Source organism: Actinopolyspora biskrensis, assembly GCF_013408175.1.
Classification (GTDB): Bacteria; Actinomycetota; Actinomycetes; order Mycobacteriales; family Pseudonocardiaceae; genus Actinopolyspora; species Actinopolyspora biskrensis.
Genome location: NZ_JACBYW010000001.1, coordinates 233,920 through 248,396, shown reverse-complemented (window position 1 = coordinate 248,396; position 14,477 = coordinate 233,920). Strand labels below are relative to the sequence as shown.

The window sequence follows — 14,477 nt, the reverse complement described above, 5'->3', positions numbered from 1 at the left end:
AACCGCGACACCGTCGTCAGCGGCGTCGAGGCCGGACCTGCACGGTCAGACCGGTTCCTCGGCCCCGTCCCCGGTCAGGTGTTCGACCTCGAGGCAGGTCACGGCGCCTTCGGTGATCGGCGGCCACGCCGCACCGAGACTCCCCCGCTCCCGCTTCAGCAACCCTGCCCCGCCCGCGGCGCCGGAACCGCCCATACCATGATCCGGTGCCCGAAGACCGCAGTTCCGAGGGAATTCCGCAGCTGCCAGACCACGGCCACGGCCACGGCCACGACGCGCCACCGGCTTCCAACAGCACCAGACTGCTGCTGACAGCGGTGCTCGCACCGTTCTTGCTCGCCGCGCTGATCGGCGCGCTCGTGCTCTACCCCTTCGGGGAGCACCCGTCCCCGGCCAAGCCCACCGGGTTCGCCCGAACCCCCGTGAACGGGATGATCGTGGGCTCCGAATCCGGAGCCTGCACCCTGGGAGGGGCCGGAAACGGCTCGGCCGGGGCCGGTTCCTCGGGAAGCGGCTCCCGGGGGGACTGTCTGCGGTTGCGGATCGAGCTGCGGGACGGCCCCGCGGCCGGGGAGACCATCGAGCAGAACGTCCCGGTGGAACCCACCACTCCCGAGTTCGAGGTCGACGACGAGGTCGTGCTCGCCTACTCGGGAACAGCGCCCCGGAAGAGCACCTCCTACCAGATCGTGGACTACCAGCGGGGGCACTGGATGCTCCTGCTCTTCGGGCTGTTCGCGGGGGCCGTGGTGGTGCTGGGCCGCTGGAAGGGGGTGGCCTCCCTGCTGGCGCTCGGCGTGGCTTTCGCCGTGATAGCCGGCTTCGTCCTACCCGCCGTCCTGGCCGGACGGAGTCCGCTGCAGGTCGCCGTCGTGGGAGCCGGGCTGATCATGTTCTTCGTGCTCTACTTCACCCACGGGTTCTCGGCGCGCACTTCCACCGCCGTGCTGGGAACGCTGTCCAGTCTCACCCTGATCGGCCTGCTCAGCTCCGTCTTCGCCGCGCTGACCCAGCTGACCGGTTTGGACGATTCCACTTCTTCCCTGGTCGGTGCGCTGGGGCACGGCATCGATGCGAGAGGGCTGTTACTCGCGGGAATCGTCATCGGCGCTCTCGGAGTGCTCGACGACGTGACGGTCACCCAGACCAGCGCGGTGTGGGAACTGCACCGGGCCAATCCCGCCCTGCGGTGGAGGCAGCTGTACTCGGCCGCGCTCCGGATCGGCCGGGATCACGTGGCCTCCTCAGTGAACACCCTGGTACTCGCCTACGCGGGCACCGCACTGCCGTTGCTGCTCACCTACAGCCTGTCCGGGCGCTCGTTCGTGGACATCGTCACCACACAGGACGTGGCCCAGGAAGTGGTCCGCACCCTCGTCGGCAGCCTCGGGCTGATCGCGGCCGTTCCGCTGACCACCGCGATCGCCGCGCTGATCGTCATGCGGGAGAAGCGGAGCGACGGCCCCGCCGGGAAGGCGCACGGCACGGACGCGGCGGAGCTGATCGCGCACGGGGCTCGGCTGGGAGCCGCGCGGGCCACCTTCGGCGCCGGGAGCCCGCCCGCCGCGGGCATCGATCATCCGTTCCGCACCGATCCGGGCCTGGAGCTCCCCTTCACAGCGGTTCCGCCTCGATCGACGGGTGGTCCGCACACGCGGCGGTCCGGAAACGCCGAGTGAATCGGAGTCCCGCCTTCCGAGGGGCGAATTCCGCTCAGCGACCACCTGCGCACGCCGAACCGGAAGGGCTCTCATCCGAGAGTGGCCACGAACTTGGCCACGTCCTCGTTGGCCAGCCGCTGGGCCATGCTGCCGGAAGGGGCCACCGAGGCGAGCCGGTAGAGCGGACGGTCCGCGGCGGCGTCCCCACGCGCCTCGGACTTGAGCTGCGCCACGACCAGCTCCGACAGGACCAGGGCGCGCGTGTCCCCCGTGCTCGCCAGCGTGTCCGCCAACCGGCGGAGCTCGTAGACACCGAGCTCCTTTCCCCCGGTCCCCGCGTACATGGCCAACGCGAGGTTCAGCGCCCGGCTCTTCGGCGGCCCCGCGACGAGCAGGCTGATCGTCCGCGCCCCCCGCACGTCGGTGACGAGCACGTCGAGCCTGGTCGCCGAGCTCAGGTCCACTCTGCGGGTGCCGAAAGCCCGAGCCGCCACCTCGGTACCGCTCAACCAGTAGGTCTTCCGCGCCTCGCCGAGCGCCATCAACAGCAGTGGCAGGGCCAGCACCGCGAAGACGACGAAGAAGCCCGCCGGACCCGCGAACAGCCCGGCGATGCCACCTGTGGCCGCGCCGACCAGCACAGCCGCGATCGCGACGCTGATCGCGCGCTTGCGCACGACGCGACGGTCGAGCAGATCCAGCGATACGACGTCCTCCTGTCCGCTCATCGGGACAGCACCGTCCGCACCTGCTCGACCACGTCATCCAGCGGAACGCTCCGCTGCTCCCCCGTGGCCAACTCCTTCAGCTGCACCGAGTCCGCTTCCAGGTCACGGTCGCCGAGCACGAGCGCGTAACGGGCCCCGGAACGGTCGGCAGCCTTCATCGCACCCTTGAGCCCCTTGCCGCCGTAGGAGACGTCGACCCGCAGACCGGCCGCCCTCAGCTCTCCCGCGACCGAGACCAGTCGCCGCTTGCCCTGCTCACCGAGCGGCACGCAGTACACATCGCACCGCGACTCGTCCCCGACGTCGACCCCCTCGACCTCGCAGGCGAGCACGGTCCGATCCAGCCCGAGCCCGAAGCCAACGCCGGACAGCTCCGAACCGCCCAGATCGGCCATCAACCCGTCGTACCGGCCACCGCCGCCGATCCCGGACTGCGCGCCGAGACCGTCGTGCACGAACTCGAAAGTGGTCTTGGTGTAGTAGTCGAGCCCCCGGACCAGACGCGGGTTCTCCACGAACGGGACCCCCAGGTCGCGCAGGTGCGCCTTGACCGACTCGTAGTGCTCGGCGGCCTGCTCGGACAGGTGGTCGGCCATCAGCGGGGCGTCGGCGACCATCTCCTGGACCTCGGGGCGCTTGTCGTCGAGCACCCGCAGCGGATTGAGCTCCACCCGACGGCGCGTTTCCTCGTCCAGCGGAAGTCCGCGCAGGAACTCCTGCAGCTTGGCGCGGTACTCCGGGCGGCAGGTGCTGTCCCCGAGGGAAGTGAGCTCGACGCGGTGCCCGGTCAGCCCGAGCCTGCGGTAGCCCTCGTCCGCGACCGCGATCACCTCGGCGTCCAGCGCCGGGTCGTCGACACCGATGGCCTCGACACCGACCTGCTGCAGCTGGCGGTACCTTCCGGCCTGCGGCCGCTCGTACCGGAAGAACGCGCCGCTGTAGTACAGCTTCAGCGGCAGCTGCCCCTTGTCGAGTCCGTGCTCGATGACCGAGCGGATCACCCCGGCCGTCCCCTCGGGACGAAGTGTGATCGAACGTCCTCCCTGATCGGGGAACGTGTACATCTCCTTGCTGACCACATCGGTCGACTCGCCGACCCCCCGCGCGAACAAGGCGGTGTCCTCGAACAGGGGAAGCTCGATGTAGCCGTACCCGGCCCTGCGCGCGGCCTCGCCCAGGGTGTCCCGCACGGCGAGGAAACGCGCTGATTCCGGAGGGTAGTACTCGGGGATGCCCTTGGGGGCGTTGAACATGCTCATTGCCGGCTTCTTCCGGGTTCGGTGGTTCCTGTTGTGCTCGCGAGCGGGTCAGCTCGCCGCGTCGTCGGGGGCGCGCAGGTCCTGCAGGAACGGGTTTCCCGCACGCTCGCGGCCGACGGTGGTCGTGGGGCCGTGGCCGGGAAGCACGGCCGTCTCGTCCTCCAGCGGCAGGACTTCGGAGCTCAGCGTCCCCAGTATCCTCTCATGATCGCCTCCCGGCAGATCGGTGCGTCCGATCGCCCCCGCGAACAACGTGTCCCCGGTGAGCAGCAACCGCCCGCCCTCCTCGGTGACGGCCTCGAACAGCATCGAGCCGCCCGTGTGGCCGGGAGCGTGGTGCACCGTGAAACGAATTCCCGCGATCTCCAGCGTCGTGTCCCCGGACAGCGCGCGCAGATCCTCCGGCACCGTCACGGAGACCCCGTCGAAGAGCTGACGCCCCTCCGGCCCCAGGGCGGCGCCGGGGTCGGCGATCATGTACTCGTCGGCGGGGTGCACCCAGGCCGGTATCCCGTGCGCCCGGCACAGCTCCCCCGCCGAGAAGACGTGGTCGAAATGGCCGTGCGTGAGCAGCACACCCTCCGGGGTGAGCTCGTGCTTGTCCAACTGGCCGTTCACGGCGTCGACGGCGTCCTGCCCCGGGTCCACCACGACGCAGGGACCGCCCTCGTGGGGCGCCAGAACATAGCAGTTGGCCTGGAGCTGTCCGACCGGGAAACCGACAACAAGCACGGAGTGCTTCCCCTTCGTCTTCGGGTACGAGCGTACGACCGGGGTGCGCACCGCTCACCACTCGCGGAGCGGACCCCCGGATCACTCAAGTACATCCAGCTTAGAGGGTCGGCGGATCGATTCGCGTGGCGGTGCGGGTGGCGGCATGAGGATCGGCGGCTCGGTTGGCGTAGGTGGTTCCGTGGCGGAACCTCTCGCGGGCTCTCGCTCCGGCCAGGCCCGACATCGAGTAGCCACACGCCACGTCGGGCCTTCCTCGCGAGAGCACCACGAGAGAACCCGCGGTCGGTCGGGTTGCGCAGGCTCGTAAGCACTCGCGTTGGACGGTGTCCTTCTTCCGGCAGCTCGGCGCTGCCCGCGCCGCAGGAGAACGCTGCGCACTTCCGGCGAAAGGCCTCGGTCGACGCGAGCGCTTCAACCTACCTGGAACGAGAAGCTCCGGTGCGCGAGTCGGATGCATCGCAAGGCCGGGCCGCTCGCCGCGTAGGCCGCCACTCAAGAGCGGCCCAACGCAGCAAGGCGCCGACTCACGCGACGGCTAAGCAATCACGCAAGCAACCGGCACCGCCGACCTTCCTGGCGTGCGGTCTCACGGTTTTCGCACACCGGGCCGTTCTACACTCCCCGAAGGCGTGATCCGCGCGGTGCCCCCTCCGGAACGGGCTCCGCACGGATCGGGTCCGTGCGTGCTCGACGACCGCACCCGAACGGGGGCGGGAGTCGTTCATCCACACGCCGGTGCTCCGCACCCCGCGGACTTTCCGGCCCCGGCCCGTGAGCGCGACCGGCACGTGGTGCGGGGTCCGCACTCCGGATCCCCGTCCCGAGCGGGTATGGCTCACGTACCGGAACCGACAGCCCACGAAACATCTACACGAGGACTGCCCAGCCGACCGACCGCGACCACGGAGTGGGAACAGGTGTCCAGCAACGAACAACGCCGTCAAGCCGCCAAGAGCAAGCTCGAACGCCAGCTCGCTCGCAGGGAGGAGCAGGCACGCAAACGCAGAACCATCGCAGTGACCACGACCATCGTGGTGGTGATAGCCGCCGTGGTGGGGGTGTACTTCCTGACCCGCTCGGGCGGTGGTCAGAACGCGGCGGGCACTCCCTCCGAGAGCGGCACGGAACAACCCACGAGCTCCCGGGAATCGACGGTCTCCATACCGAGTGAGCGCGCTCCGTCCCCCTCCCGGCCGGAACCGCTGCCCGCGCAGGTCTCCTGCGAGTACCGGTCCGCGGGCGAACCCGCGAAACCGGTGGATCCCCCGGAGAACGGAGAGGTGAGTTCCGAGGGGGCCGTCGACGCCACGATCGAGACGAACCGCGGCAGCATCCCGGTCACCCTCGACCGCTCCCTGGCCCCGTGCACGGTCAACAGCTTCGTCCACCTCGCCGAGGCCGACTTCTACGACGACGCCCCGTGCCACCGGCTCTCCACGCAGCAGCTGCAGATGCTGCAGTGCGGCGACCCGAAGGGCACCGGCGAGAACGGGCCCGGCTACCAGTTCGACGACGAGACCTACTCGAACATCGACTACGGGCGCGGTTACCTCGCCATGGCCAACTCCGGGCCGAACACCAACGGCAGCCAGTTCTTCATCGTCTACGGCGAGGCGCCGCTGCAGTCCGACTACACGGTTTTCGGAACCGTCTCGGACGAGGGACTGAAGGTGGTCGACGAGGTGGCCCGCGCGGGCCACGACGGCTCCTTCTCCAGAGCGGGCGGTGGTCACCCGAACGAGAAAATCAACTTCGAGGACGTCAAGATCTCGTCCTGAGCACGGCGTGCCGGGGGCGCGCCCCCGGCACGCGCCGCGCCCCCGGCACGCACGGGAGCGGTGCGCAGCGGCCCGATCACGCCGCCGAGGTCATGCGGTAGACGTCGTAGACCCCTTCGATGTTGCGCACCGCCTTGAGCACGTGGCCGAGGTGCTTGGGATCGCCCATCTCGAAGGAGAACCGGCTCACCGCGACGCGGTCCTTCGACGTGGTCACCGAGGCCGACAGGATGTTGACCTTCTCGTCGGCGAGCACCTTCGTCACGTCCGAGAGCAGCCGGTGCCGGTCCAGTGCCTCCACCTGGATCGCCACGAGGAAGACCGAGGAGTTCGAGGGGGCCCAGTAGACCTCGACCAGGCGCTCGGGCTTGTTGCGCAGGTTACCGGCGTTGTTGCAGTCGGTGCGGTGCACGCTGACCCCGCCGCCCCTGGTGACGAAGCCGAGGATCTCGTCGCCGGGAACCGGGGTGCAGCAACGCGCCAGCTTGGCCCACACCTCGCCGGCGCCTGCTCCCTCCACGCGCACACCGGAGTCGCCGGAGGACCGGCGCTGCTGCTGGACCGTGGACGGGGTGGACCTCTCGGCGATCTCGTCCTCGGCCTGCTCCACACCTCCGAGGGAGGCGACCAACCGCTGCACCACGTGGTGCGCGGAAACCTGACGTTCCCCCACGGCCGCGTAGAGCGCCGTGACGTCCGTGTAGTGCAGTTCCTTGGCCACCGAGCCGATCGAGTCGGCCGAGACCAACCGCTGCACCGGCAGACCGAGCCTGCGCAGCTCCTTGGCTATCGCCTGCTTTCCGGACTCGATCGCCTCTTCGCGGCGTTCCTTGGCGAACCACTGCTTGATCTTGGTCTTGGCCCGCGGCGAGGCCACGAAGGACAGCCAGTCGCGGCTGGGCCCCGAGCCCTCCGCCTTCGAGGTGAAGATCTCCACGACCTCGCCGTTCTCCAGCTTGCGTTCCAGAGCGACGAGCCTGCCGTTCACCCTGGAACCGATGCACCGGTGCCCGACCTCGGTGTGGACCGCGTAGGCGAAGTCGACGGGGGTGGAGCCCGCGGGCAGCGTGATCACGTCGCCCTTCGGGGTGAACACGAAGATCTCCCTCGTGTTGAGGTCGTAGCGCAGCGACTCCAGGAACTCGCCCGGATCGGCCGCCTCGCGCTGCCAGTCCAGCAGCTGGCGCATCCACGCCATCTCGTCGATCTCGACGCCCGCGCCGCCCCGACCGCGGCCCTTGGACTCCTTGTACCGCCAGTGCGCGGCGATGCCGTACTCGGCCGTCCGGTGCATCTCCTCGGTACGGATCTGGATCTCGAGAGGTTTGCCCTCCGGTCCGATCACGGTGGTGTGCAGCGACTGGTACACGCCGAACTTCGGCTGCGCGATGTAGTCCTTGAAGCGCCCCGGCATCGGCTGCCACAGCGCGTGGACCACCCCCATGGCCGCGTAGCAGTCCCGCACCTGGTCGACGAGGATCCGCACGCCCACCAGATCGTGGATGTCGTCGAAGTCCCGGCCCCGCACGATCATCTTCTGGTGGATCGAGTAGTAGTGCTTCGGCCTGCCCTCCACCTTCGCCGACAGCCGCGCGGCGTCCAGGTTGCCGGAGATCTCGTCGACGACCTGACGCAGGTAGATGTCCCTGGAGGGAGCCCGGTTGGCGACCAGCCGCACGATCTCGTCGTACTTCTTCGGCTGCAGGATGGCGAAGGCCAGGTCCTCCAGCTCCCACTTGATCGTGGCCATGCCGAGCCGATGCGCCAGCGGAGCCAGGACTTCGAGGGTCTCGCGCGCCTTGCGCACCTGCTTCTCGGGCGGCAGGAAACGCATGGTCCGCATGTTGTGCAACCGGTCGGCCAGCTTGATCACGACCACGCGCGGGTCGCGGGCCATCGCGATGACCATCTTGCGGATGGTCTCGGCCTCGGCGGCCGTTCCGAGCTTGACCTTGTCCAGCTTGGTGACCCCGTCGACCAGGTGCGAGACCTCCTCGCCGAAGTCGGCGCGCAACTGGTCCAGCGGGTAGTCGGTGTCCTCGACCGTGTCGTGCAGCAGCGCCGCGACGAGCGTGGTCGTGTCCATTCCCAGCTCGGCGAGGATGGTCGCGACGGCCAGCGGGTGCGTGATGTAGGGATCGCCCGACTTGCGCTGCTGCGTGCTGTGCTGCTCCTCGGCGACGTCGTAGGCCCGCTGGAGCAGCCCCAGGTCGGCCTGGGGATGCAGCTCGCGGTGCACCGAGGCAAGCGGTTCGAGGACCTGCTTGACCTGGGTGGGTCGCTGCGCGGTTATCCGCCGGGCCAACCGCGCGCGAACCCGTCGGGTCGCCGAGGCCGGTCGCTGCCCGGAGGACTCGGTCGCAGGGGACTCGGCTTCTTGGCTCACAGCACGCTCCCGGGCACTCGAGGATCCGCTCTCGCCCCGGGTCCACTTCGTCACGGCACACCCGAGGTGTCCGGTGTATGACCCGGACATCGAGCATAACGCTGCACCGGCCGATCGAACTTCCCCGTCGCCCCCGTGCCGCGCTCGGCGGTCGCAAAGTGCTGCGGATCACCCGGCGGGGCAGCGGCCGAACCGATCTGAACCGATCCCGTGACCCGTCCGGCCGATCACTTCGCGAGCAGGTCCCACCGGCTCACGAGCAGGACGGTCCCACGAAAAATCCGCCGCGCGACCCGGCAAGGGCCGCACGGCGGATCGCTGCGGGGACCGAGAAACCCGTGCGGGTTGAGCGAGTGCTCGCTCGGGCCGGGTGTCGGTCGAGCGGCGCGGCCGCTTTTCACCACCCGCGCAATCGGCGCCGCCGGGGGTTCTCAGTCTCGGGTCTCGCGAGGACGGTCCCGACGTTGTGCAGAACCGCTACCCGATGTCGGGGCACCCGCAGCGAGACCCCGACCGAGGTTCCCCCACGGAACCACCCAAGCAGACCAAGCCGCGCACTCTCTAAGAAGGTCACCTGCGCCTTCGCTCCCCGGCTCGGCGTTGAGCCTTGCCGGACGGGCGTGCCTGCTCCGAGGGTCCGGATCCCTTCGCGGCCCCGGCCCCGGCCATCCGGGCCGCGGAGCCGTTGCGCCTCGGCCGCTCGCCGGTTCCCCCCGCGGGGGCGTCCTCGCCCGTGTCCGGCTGCTCGCTCGTCTCACTGCGGTTCTCCCTGCGCTGCACGACCTTGTCCCGCTGCGCGCGGTACTTGGGGTCGCGCATCTTCAGGTCGACCAGCAGCGGAGTGGCCAGCAGCAGCGAGGAGAACACACCCGCGATCATGCCGATCCCCTGGACGAGCGCCAGGTCGCGCAGCACGCCGACACCGAGCAGTCCCGCACCGACGAACAACAGCCCCAGCACGGGCAGCAGGGCGATCACCGAAGTGTTGATCGAACGCATCAGGGACTGGTTGACCGCGAGGTTCGCCGCCTCCGGATAGGTGCGACGGGTCACGCTCAACAGACCGGAGGTGTTCTCCTTGACCTTGTCGAAGACCACGACCGTGTCGTAGAGCGAGAACCCGAGGATGGTCAGCAGGCCGATCACCGTGCTCGGGCTGACCTCGAAGCCGGTCATCGAGTAGATCCCCGCCGTGACCAGCACGTCGTGGACCAGCGCTACCAGCGCGCCCACGGCCATCCAGCGCTCGAAGTAGAAGACGAGGAACACGGTGACCAGCGCGAGGAACACGCCCAGCGCGATCAACGCCTGCCTGGTGATCTCGTTGCCCCAGGTCCCGCTGACGGCGCTGTCACTGATGGCCTCCGCGCTCGGCTGACCGTTCGCCCCGAGCGGGCGCAGATCCTCGTAGAGCGCCGTTTTGACCTCGCCGACCTGCTGGACGCTGAGCTTCTCGGTGCTGATCTGCACCGTCTGCGAGCCACCGCTGCCGACCAGCTGAACCGAGGAGGGGTCCTCGTCGAGCGTGTCCCGGAACGTGCTCTCGACCTGCTCGGTGGTGATCTGCCCGGAGGCTCCCTGGGCGGGCATCGAGATGCTGGTCCCGCCCTCGAACTCGAGGCTGAGGTTGAACCCCTTGATGCCGATCGAGGCGGCCGAGGCCAACATCAGCAGCCCGAGGATCACGTACCAGTACTTGCGCTTGCCGACGATGTCGAAGGCACCGGTGCCCGTGTAGAGGCGGTGCAGCACCCCGCTCTTGCGACCCGCCGTGTTCGCACCGCTGTCCGCGGCCGGAGCGTTCCCGTTGCTTCCGGTGGTGTCCACGCCTCAAGCCTCCTTCGGAGTGCCGCCCGAAGCACTCTGCTGCTGGTTGCCCTGCCGTTGTCTCCTGGCACGCTCACCCATCCGCTGGACGGCGCCGAGCCCCGAGAGCCCGGGGCGCGAGAGGAACTTGTTGCGGGAGGCCAGGGCGACCAGGGGATGGGTCACCAGGAACACGACGATCAGGTCCAGCACCGTCGACATCCCGAGCGTGAACGCGAAGCCCTTCACCTGTCCGACCGCCAGCAGGTACAGCACCCCGGCGGCGAGGAAACTGACCGTGTCCGCGGAGAGGATGGTTCTGCGCGCTCGTGCCCAGGAGCGCGGCACCGCGGACCGGAAGGTCCTGCCCTCGCGGATCTCGTCCTTGAGGCGTTCGAAGAACACGATGAACGAGTCCGCGGTGATTCCGATCGCGATGATGAATCCGGCCATGCCGGGCAGGTCGAGCGTGAAGCCGATCCAACGCCCGAACAGCACCAGCACGCCGTAGACGACCGCGCCGGACAGCACCAGCGAGAGGATGGTCAGCAGTCCGAGCAGTCGGTAGTAGACCAGGCAGTAGCCCGCGACCAGGATCAGCCCGATGCCGCCCGCGAGCAGGGCCGCCTCCAGGGAGGCTATGCCCAGGGTGGGCGAGACCGTCTCGGCCGTCGACTGGTCGAAGGCCAGCGGCAGGGAGCCGTACTTGAGGGTGTTGGCCAGGTTCTCGGCCTCCTCCTGGTTGAAGTCACCCGTGATCTGCGTGTTGCCGCCGACGATCGCACTGTTGATCGACGGGGCCGAGACCACCTGGTTGTCCAGGACGAAGCCGACCTGCTGGCCGACGTTCTGGGACGTGAAGTCGGCCCAGGTCCCGCTGCCCTGCTGCTTGAAGTTCAGGTTCACGGTCCACTCGGGCTTGCGCTCACCCGGCGGGGCGGAGTTCGCGTCGGCGATCTGGGTGCCGGGGATCAGCACCGGCTCGAGGATGTACTTGCGCTCTCCGTCCTGGCCGCAGGTCACCAGCGGCTTCTTCGGATCGGCGTGGCCGCGCAGCGGGTCGGGGGCGCTGCAGTCCAGCGCCATGACCGCCTGACGCTGTATCGCTGGGTTCTCGCTCTGCCGCAGCTTCTTCGCCTGCTCGATGCGCTCGGCCCTGGAGGCGTCGTCGCCGTTCTGGCCGGGTGCCTGCTCCCCGGAGGAGTCCCCCTGCTGGCCCGGGTCCTGCTGCTGGGCCTGGGCCCGCTGGGCGGCAGCCTGCGGAGCCGTGTTCGCCGGATCTTCCTGGCCCGAGGCGCCGGAGCCGTCACCCTGCTGGGGAGCTTGGCCGCCCTGACCGCCCTGGGTGGCCGAGACGGGAACGGCCTGCTTGACCTGGCGGAGGTTCAGCTCCGCGGTCTGGCCGAGCCGCTTGGCCTGCTCCCCGTCCTTGCCGGGCACGGTGATGACCAGGTTCGTCCCGTCGATGGTCACCTCGGAGCCGCTCACCCCGAGCCCGTTGACCCGTTGTTCGATGATCTGCCGAGCCTGCTTCAGCGACTCGTCGCTCGGTGGCTTCCCGTTGGGAGTGCGGGCCGTCAACGTGACCCGGGTGCCACCCTGTAGATCGATTCCCAGCTCCGGGGTGGGTTTGCGGTCGCCGGTGAAGAACACCAGGCTGTATATACCCAGGAGAATCACCACGAAGGCCAGCAAGTAGCGTGCCGGCCGGATCTGCCCGCGTGGAGGTGCCACGTTAGGTCTGTCTCCTCGTCCGAGGTCGGTGCCGAAGGTCCAGCAGTCGTCCAGAGCCACGCCGTCGCACCGGTCCGGCACGACGCGACGCGCCGCACGGTAACTGCGCGACAGCGCTGTTCAGTTTGACAGGTCACATGTTCGCCCCCTCCCGTCGGGAGGGGACGTCGGCAACATATCCGCGGACCCGCGTGCTTGCCACCATGATCCGTGTCGCTTTCCGCGCGGATCACCTCGGCGCGCGGTGTTCCGCGTGTTCAGCCGGGGAGAATCGCACACGTCGATGGCGAGAACCCGCCACCGGACACGAACCGTCTCGCGCACACGTGTCCGGTGCGGCATTCGATCCTCAGCGCGCCACGCGGTCCGACGGACCGACGAGCGCGCCCGTCAGCTGGTCTTCTGCTTCTCGGTGCTGTCGACCGTCTCCTCGTCACCGGAATCGGCCAGCTCGTCGTCGTCCGAGTCCTCGTCGCTGTCGTCCTCGTCGGCCTCGGAGTTGACCTTCTCCCTGATCGCCTGACGCAACCAGGTGGTGACGACACCATCGGCGATTTCGAGATCGAGGGAATCGTCGTTCGTCTCCACGACGGTGCCGAAAAGCCCCGAGGTGGTCATGACGCGGTCACCGACCGTCAACGAGTTCTGCAGCTTCTGCTGTTCGCTCATCGCCTTCCGCTGCTTGCGCATCTGGAAGAACAGCATCGCGGCGATGCCGACGAGCAGAATCGGAAAAATCAGGCCTTCCATCTTGCTCCATCCACGGACGTCTCCCGGACAGCGCGGCGACCGCGACAACGGAGCCGTGCACCACCGGCGCCCGGACTGTTCGGATGTACCGCCTCCAGTGTGCCAGGCTCACCTGCGGTGAAACGGGCCTACCCGGAACCCTTCACCTCGACGGGCTGTGTCCCAGCGCACAGGGCCGAGCGGCGCGCACGCCCCGGCTTCCCCCGCGGAGAGCGCGCAAACGTGCGCAAGCCCACCCGCCCTCTCTCGGCGAGGCTTCGTCGTCCCGGTCGCGCGAACGCTCGCTGCTGCGCCGAGATCCCGTCAGAACTCCCGACCAAGGGGCTCTCCTCCGACGCAAGCGCTTACGAGCCCGGGCAGTCGGCACCGCCGCGGGTTCTCTCGTGGTGCTCTCGCGAGGAAGGCCCGACGTTGTGCAGGTGGCTACCCGATGTCGGGCCTGGCCGGAGCGAGAGCCCGCGAGAGGTTCCGCCACCCGAACCGCCAAGCGAAAAGACCCGCCGACCCTACTCCTCGAACAGCGTCGGTTCGGCCTCCTCCGGGGGAGCCGTTCCCACACCGAAGGCGTTCGCGGGGGGCACCAGCCCCAGGTGCTGCCACGCCGCCGCCGTGGCCACCCGCCCCCGCGGGGTGCGCGCCAGCATCCCCGCCCGGACCAGGTAGGGCTCGCAGACCTCCTCGATGGTGCTCTGCTCCTCCCCGACCGCCACGGCCAGCGTGGAGATCCCGACCGGTCCGCCGTTGAAGGAACGGGCCAGCGCACCGAGCACCGCCCTGTCCAGCCGGTCCAGCCCGAGCTCGTCCACGTCGTAGACCTCGAGGGCCGCGCGGGCCACCTCCACCGTGACGGTGCCGTCGGAGCGGACCTCGGCGTAGTCCCGGACCCGTCGCAGCAGGCGGTTGGCGATGCGCGGGGTGCCGCGGCACCGCCGGGCTATCTCGTGCGCCCCGTCCTCGCGCAACCGCACCCCGAGGATTCCCGCCGACCTCCGGATCACCTCGCCGAGTTCGGAGGGCTCGTAGAACTCCATGTTGGCCGTGAAACCGAACCGGTCGCGCAGCGGCCCGGTGAGCGAGCCGGAGCGGGTGGTGGCCCCCACCAGGGTGAACGGAGCTATGTCCAGGGGGATGCTCGTGGCGCCCGGCCCCTTGCCCACGACGACGTCCACCCGGTAGTCCTCCATCGCGAGGTAGAGCATCTCCTCGGCCGGGCGGGCCATCCGGTGTATCTCGTCGATGAACAGCACGTCGCCCGCGGTCAGGTTGGACAGCATCGCCGCCAGGTCCCCGGGACGTTCCAGCGCGGGGCCCGAAGTGACCCGGATCGAGGCCGAGAGCTCGGAGGCCAGAATCATCGCGAGGCTGGTCTTGCCCAGCCCGGGCGGTCCCGCGAACAGCACGTGATCGGGCTGCTCACCGCGCCCCAGCGCACCGTGCAGCACGAGCTTCAACTGCTCGCGCACCCGCGGCTGCCCGACGAAGTCGGCGAGCTTGCGCGGACGCAGACTCGCCTCTATCTCCTGCTCACCACTGCTCTGGTGCGGTGACAGCTCCTCCTGCTGCCCCGCGTCCTCGGCCGGTGGAGCACCGGAGCTCTCCCCCCACTCGTCCTCGTGCATCGGTCTCCTCGAAGCCTCGTC

The 14,477-nt window shown here is 69.2% G+C and carries 11 protein-coding genes; 2 read left to right on the top strand and 9 right to left on the bottom strand.

The annotated features are described in order from the left end of the window. Nucleotides 1-45: 45 nt before the first annotated feature. A complete protein-coding gene (locus FHR84_RS01085; RefSeq protein ID WP_179533536.1) occupies nucleotides 46-195 on the bottom strand; it encodes a hypothetical protein in 150 nt (49 codons plus the stop codon). A gap of 11 nt (nucleotides 196-206) precedes the next feature. Here FHR84_RS01085 and FHR84_RS01080 point away from each other — a divergent pair, with 11 nt between their 5' ends. Then, the gene (locus FHR84_RS01080; RefSeq protein ID WP_179533535.1) at nucleotides 207-1,679 is read left to right on the top strand and encodes a YibE/F family protein; all 1,473 of its coding nucleotides are present in this window, start codon (nucleotides 207-209) and stop codon (nucleotides 1,677-1,679) included. Nucleotides 1,680-1,750: 71 nt separating this feature from the next. On the opposite strand, the gene FHR84_RS01075 is transcribed toward FHR84_RS01080, so the two are convergent. Genes FHR84_RS01075 through FHR84_RS01065 form a run of 3 tightly spaced genes read right to left on the bottom strand, consistent with a single transcriptional unit; the run spans nucleotide 1,751 to nucleotide 4,380 of the window. After that, nucleotides 1,751-2,389, bottom strand: coding sequence for a hypothetical protein (locus FHR84_RS01075; RefSeq protein ID WP_179533534.1), 639 nt, complete (start codon nucleotides 2,387-2,389; stop codon nucleotides 1,751-1,753). Beyond that, entirely contained in the window at nucleotides 2,386-3,648 is a 1,263-nt protein-coding gene (hisS, locus tag FHR84_RS01070) for a histidine--tRNA ligase (RefSeq protein WP_179533533.1), read from the bottom strand. The genes FHR84_RS01075 and hisS overlap by 4 nt, the downstream gene beginning before the upstream one ends. A 48-nt stretch (nucleotides 3,649-3,696) precedes the next feature. After that, nucleotides 3,697-4,380: an MBL fold metallo-hydrolase gene (locus tag FHR84_RS01065; RefSeq protein WP_179533532.1), complete on the bottom strand. Its 684-nt coding sequence runs from the start codon at nucleotides 4,378-4,380 to the stop codon at nucleotides 3,697-3,699. Nucleotides 4,381-5,300: 920 nt separating this feature from the next. On the opposite strand from FHR84_RS01065, the gene FHR84_RS01060 reads away from it, so the two are divergent. Continuing rightward, nucleotides 5,301-6,161: a peptidylprolyl isomerase gene (locus FHR84_RS01060; protein ID WP_179533531.1), complete on the top strand. Its 861-nt coding sequence runs from the start codon at nucleotides 5,301-5,303 to the stop codon at nucleotides 6,159-6,161. 76 nt (nucleotides 6,162-6,237) lie between these two features. Here FHR84_RS01060 and FHR84_RS01055 read toward each other — a convergent pair whose 3' ends face one another. The 5 genes from FHR84_RS01055 to ruvB form a co-directional block, all read right to left on the bottom strand. Then, nucleotides 6,238-8,547, bottom strand: a complete 2,310-nt coding sequence (locus tag FHR84_RS01055) for a RelA/SpoT family protein (protein ID WP_179533530.1) — start codon at nucleotides 8,545-8,547, stop codon at nucleotides 6,238-6,240. Nucleotides 8,548-9,117: 570 nt separating this feature from the next. Continuing rightward, complete coding sequence (gene secF, locus FHR84_RS01050; RefSeq protein ID WP_179533529.1) at nucleotides 9,118-10,374, bottom strand: protein translocase subunit SecF; 1,257 nt, start codon at nucleotides 10,372-10,374, stop codon at nucleotides 9,118-9,120. A 3-nt stretch (nucleotides 10,375-10,377) separates the two neighbouring features. Further along, complete coding sequence (gene secD, locus FHR84_RS01045) at nucleotides 10,378-12,087, bottom strand: protein translocase subunit SecD (protein ID WP_179533528.1); 1,710 nt, start codon at nucleotides 12,085-12,087, stop codon at nucleotides 10,378-10,380. Between the two features lie 390 nt (nucleotides 12,088-12,477). Beyond that, nucleotides 12,478-12,837: a preprotein translocase subunit YajC gene (yajC, locus tag FHR84_RS01040; RefSeq protein WP_179533527.1), complete on the bottom strand. Its 360-nt coding sequence runs from the start codon at nucleotides 12,835-12,837 to the stop codon at nucleotides 12,478-12,480. 506 nt (nucleotides 12,838-13,343) lie between these two features. After that, on the bottom strand, nucleotides 13,344-14,456 hold the full coding sequence (gene ruvB, locus FHR84_RS01035; protein WP_179533526.1) for a Holliday junction branch migration DNA helicase RuvB: 1,113 nt from the start codon (nucleotides 14,454-14,456) through the stop codon (nucleotides 13,344-13,346). Nucleotides 14,457-14,477 lie beyond the last annotated feature (21 nt).

Coding starts and splice junctions, on each gene's coding strand:
- FHR84_RS01085 (WP_179533536.1), bottom strand. CDS start 195: ATGGGCGGTTCCGGCGCCGCGGGCGGGGCAGGGTTGCTGAAGCGGGAG.
- FHR84_RS01075 (WP_179533534.1), bottom strand. CDS start 2,389: ATGAGCGGACAGGAGGACGTCGTATCGCTGGATCTGCTCGACCGTCGC.
- hisS (WP_179533533.1), bottom strand. CDS start 3,648: ATGAGCATGTTCAACGCCCCCAAGGGCATCCCCGAGTACTACCCTCCG.
- yajC (WP_179533527.1), bottom strand. CDS start 12,837: ATGGAAGGCCTGATTTTTCCGATTCTGCTCGTCGGCATCGCCGCGATG.
- ruvB (WP_179533526.1), bottom strand. CDS start 14,456: ATGCACGAGGACGAGTGGGGGGAGAGCTCCGGTGCTCCACCGGCCGAG.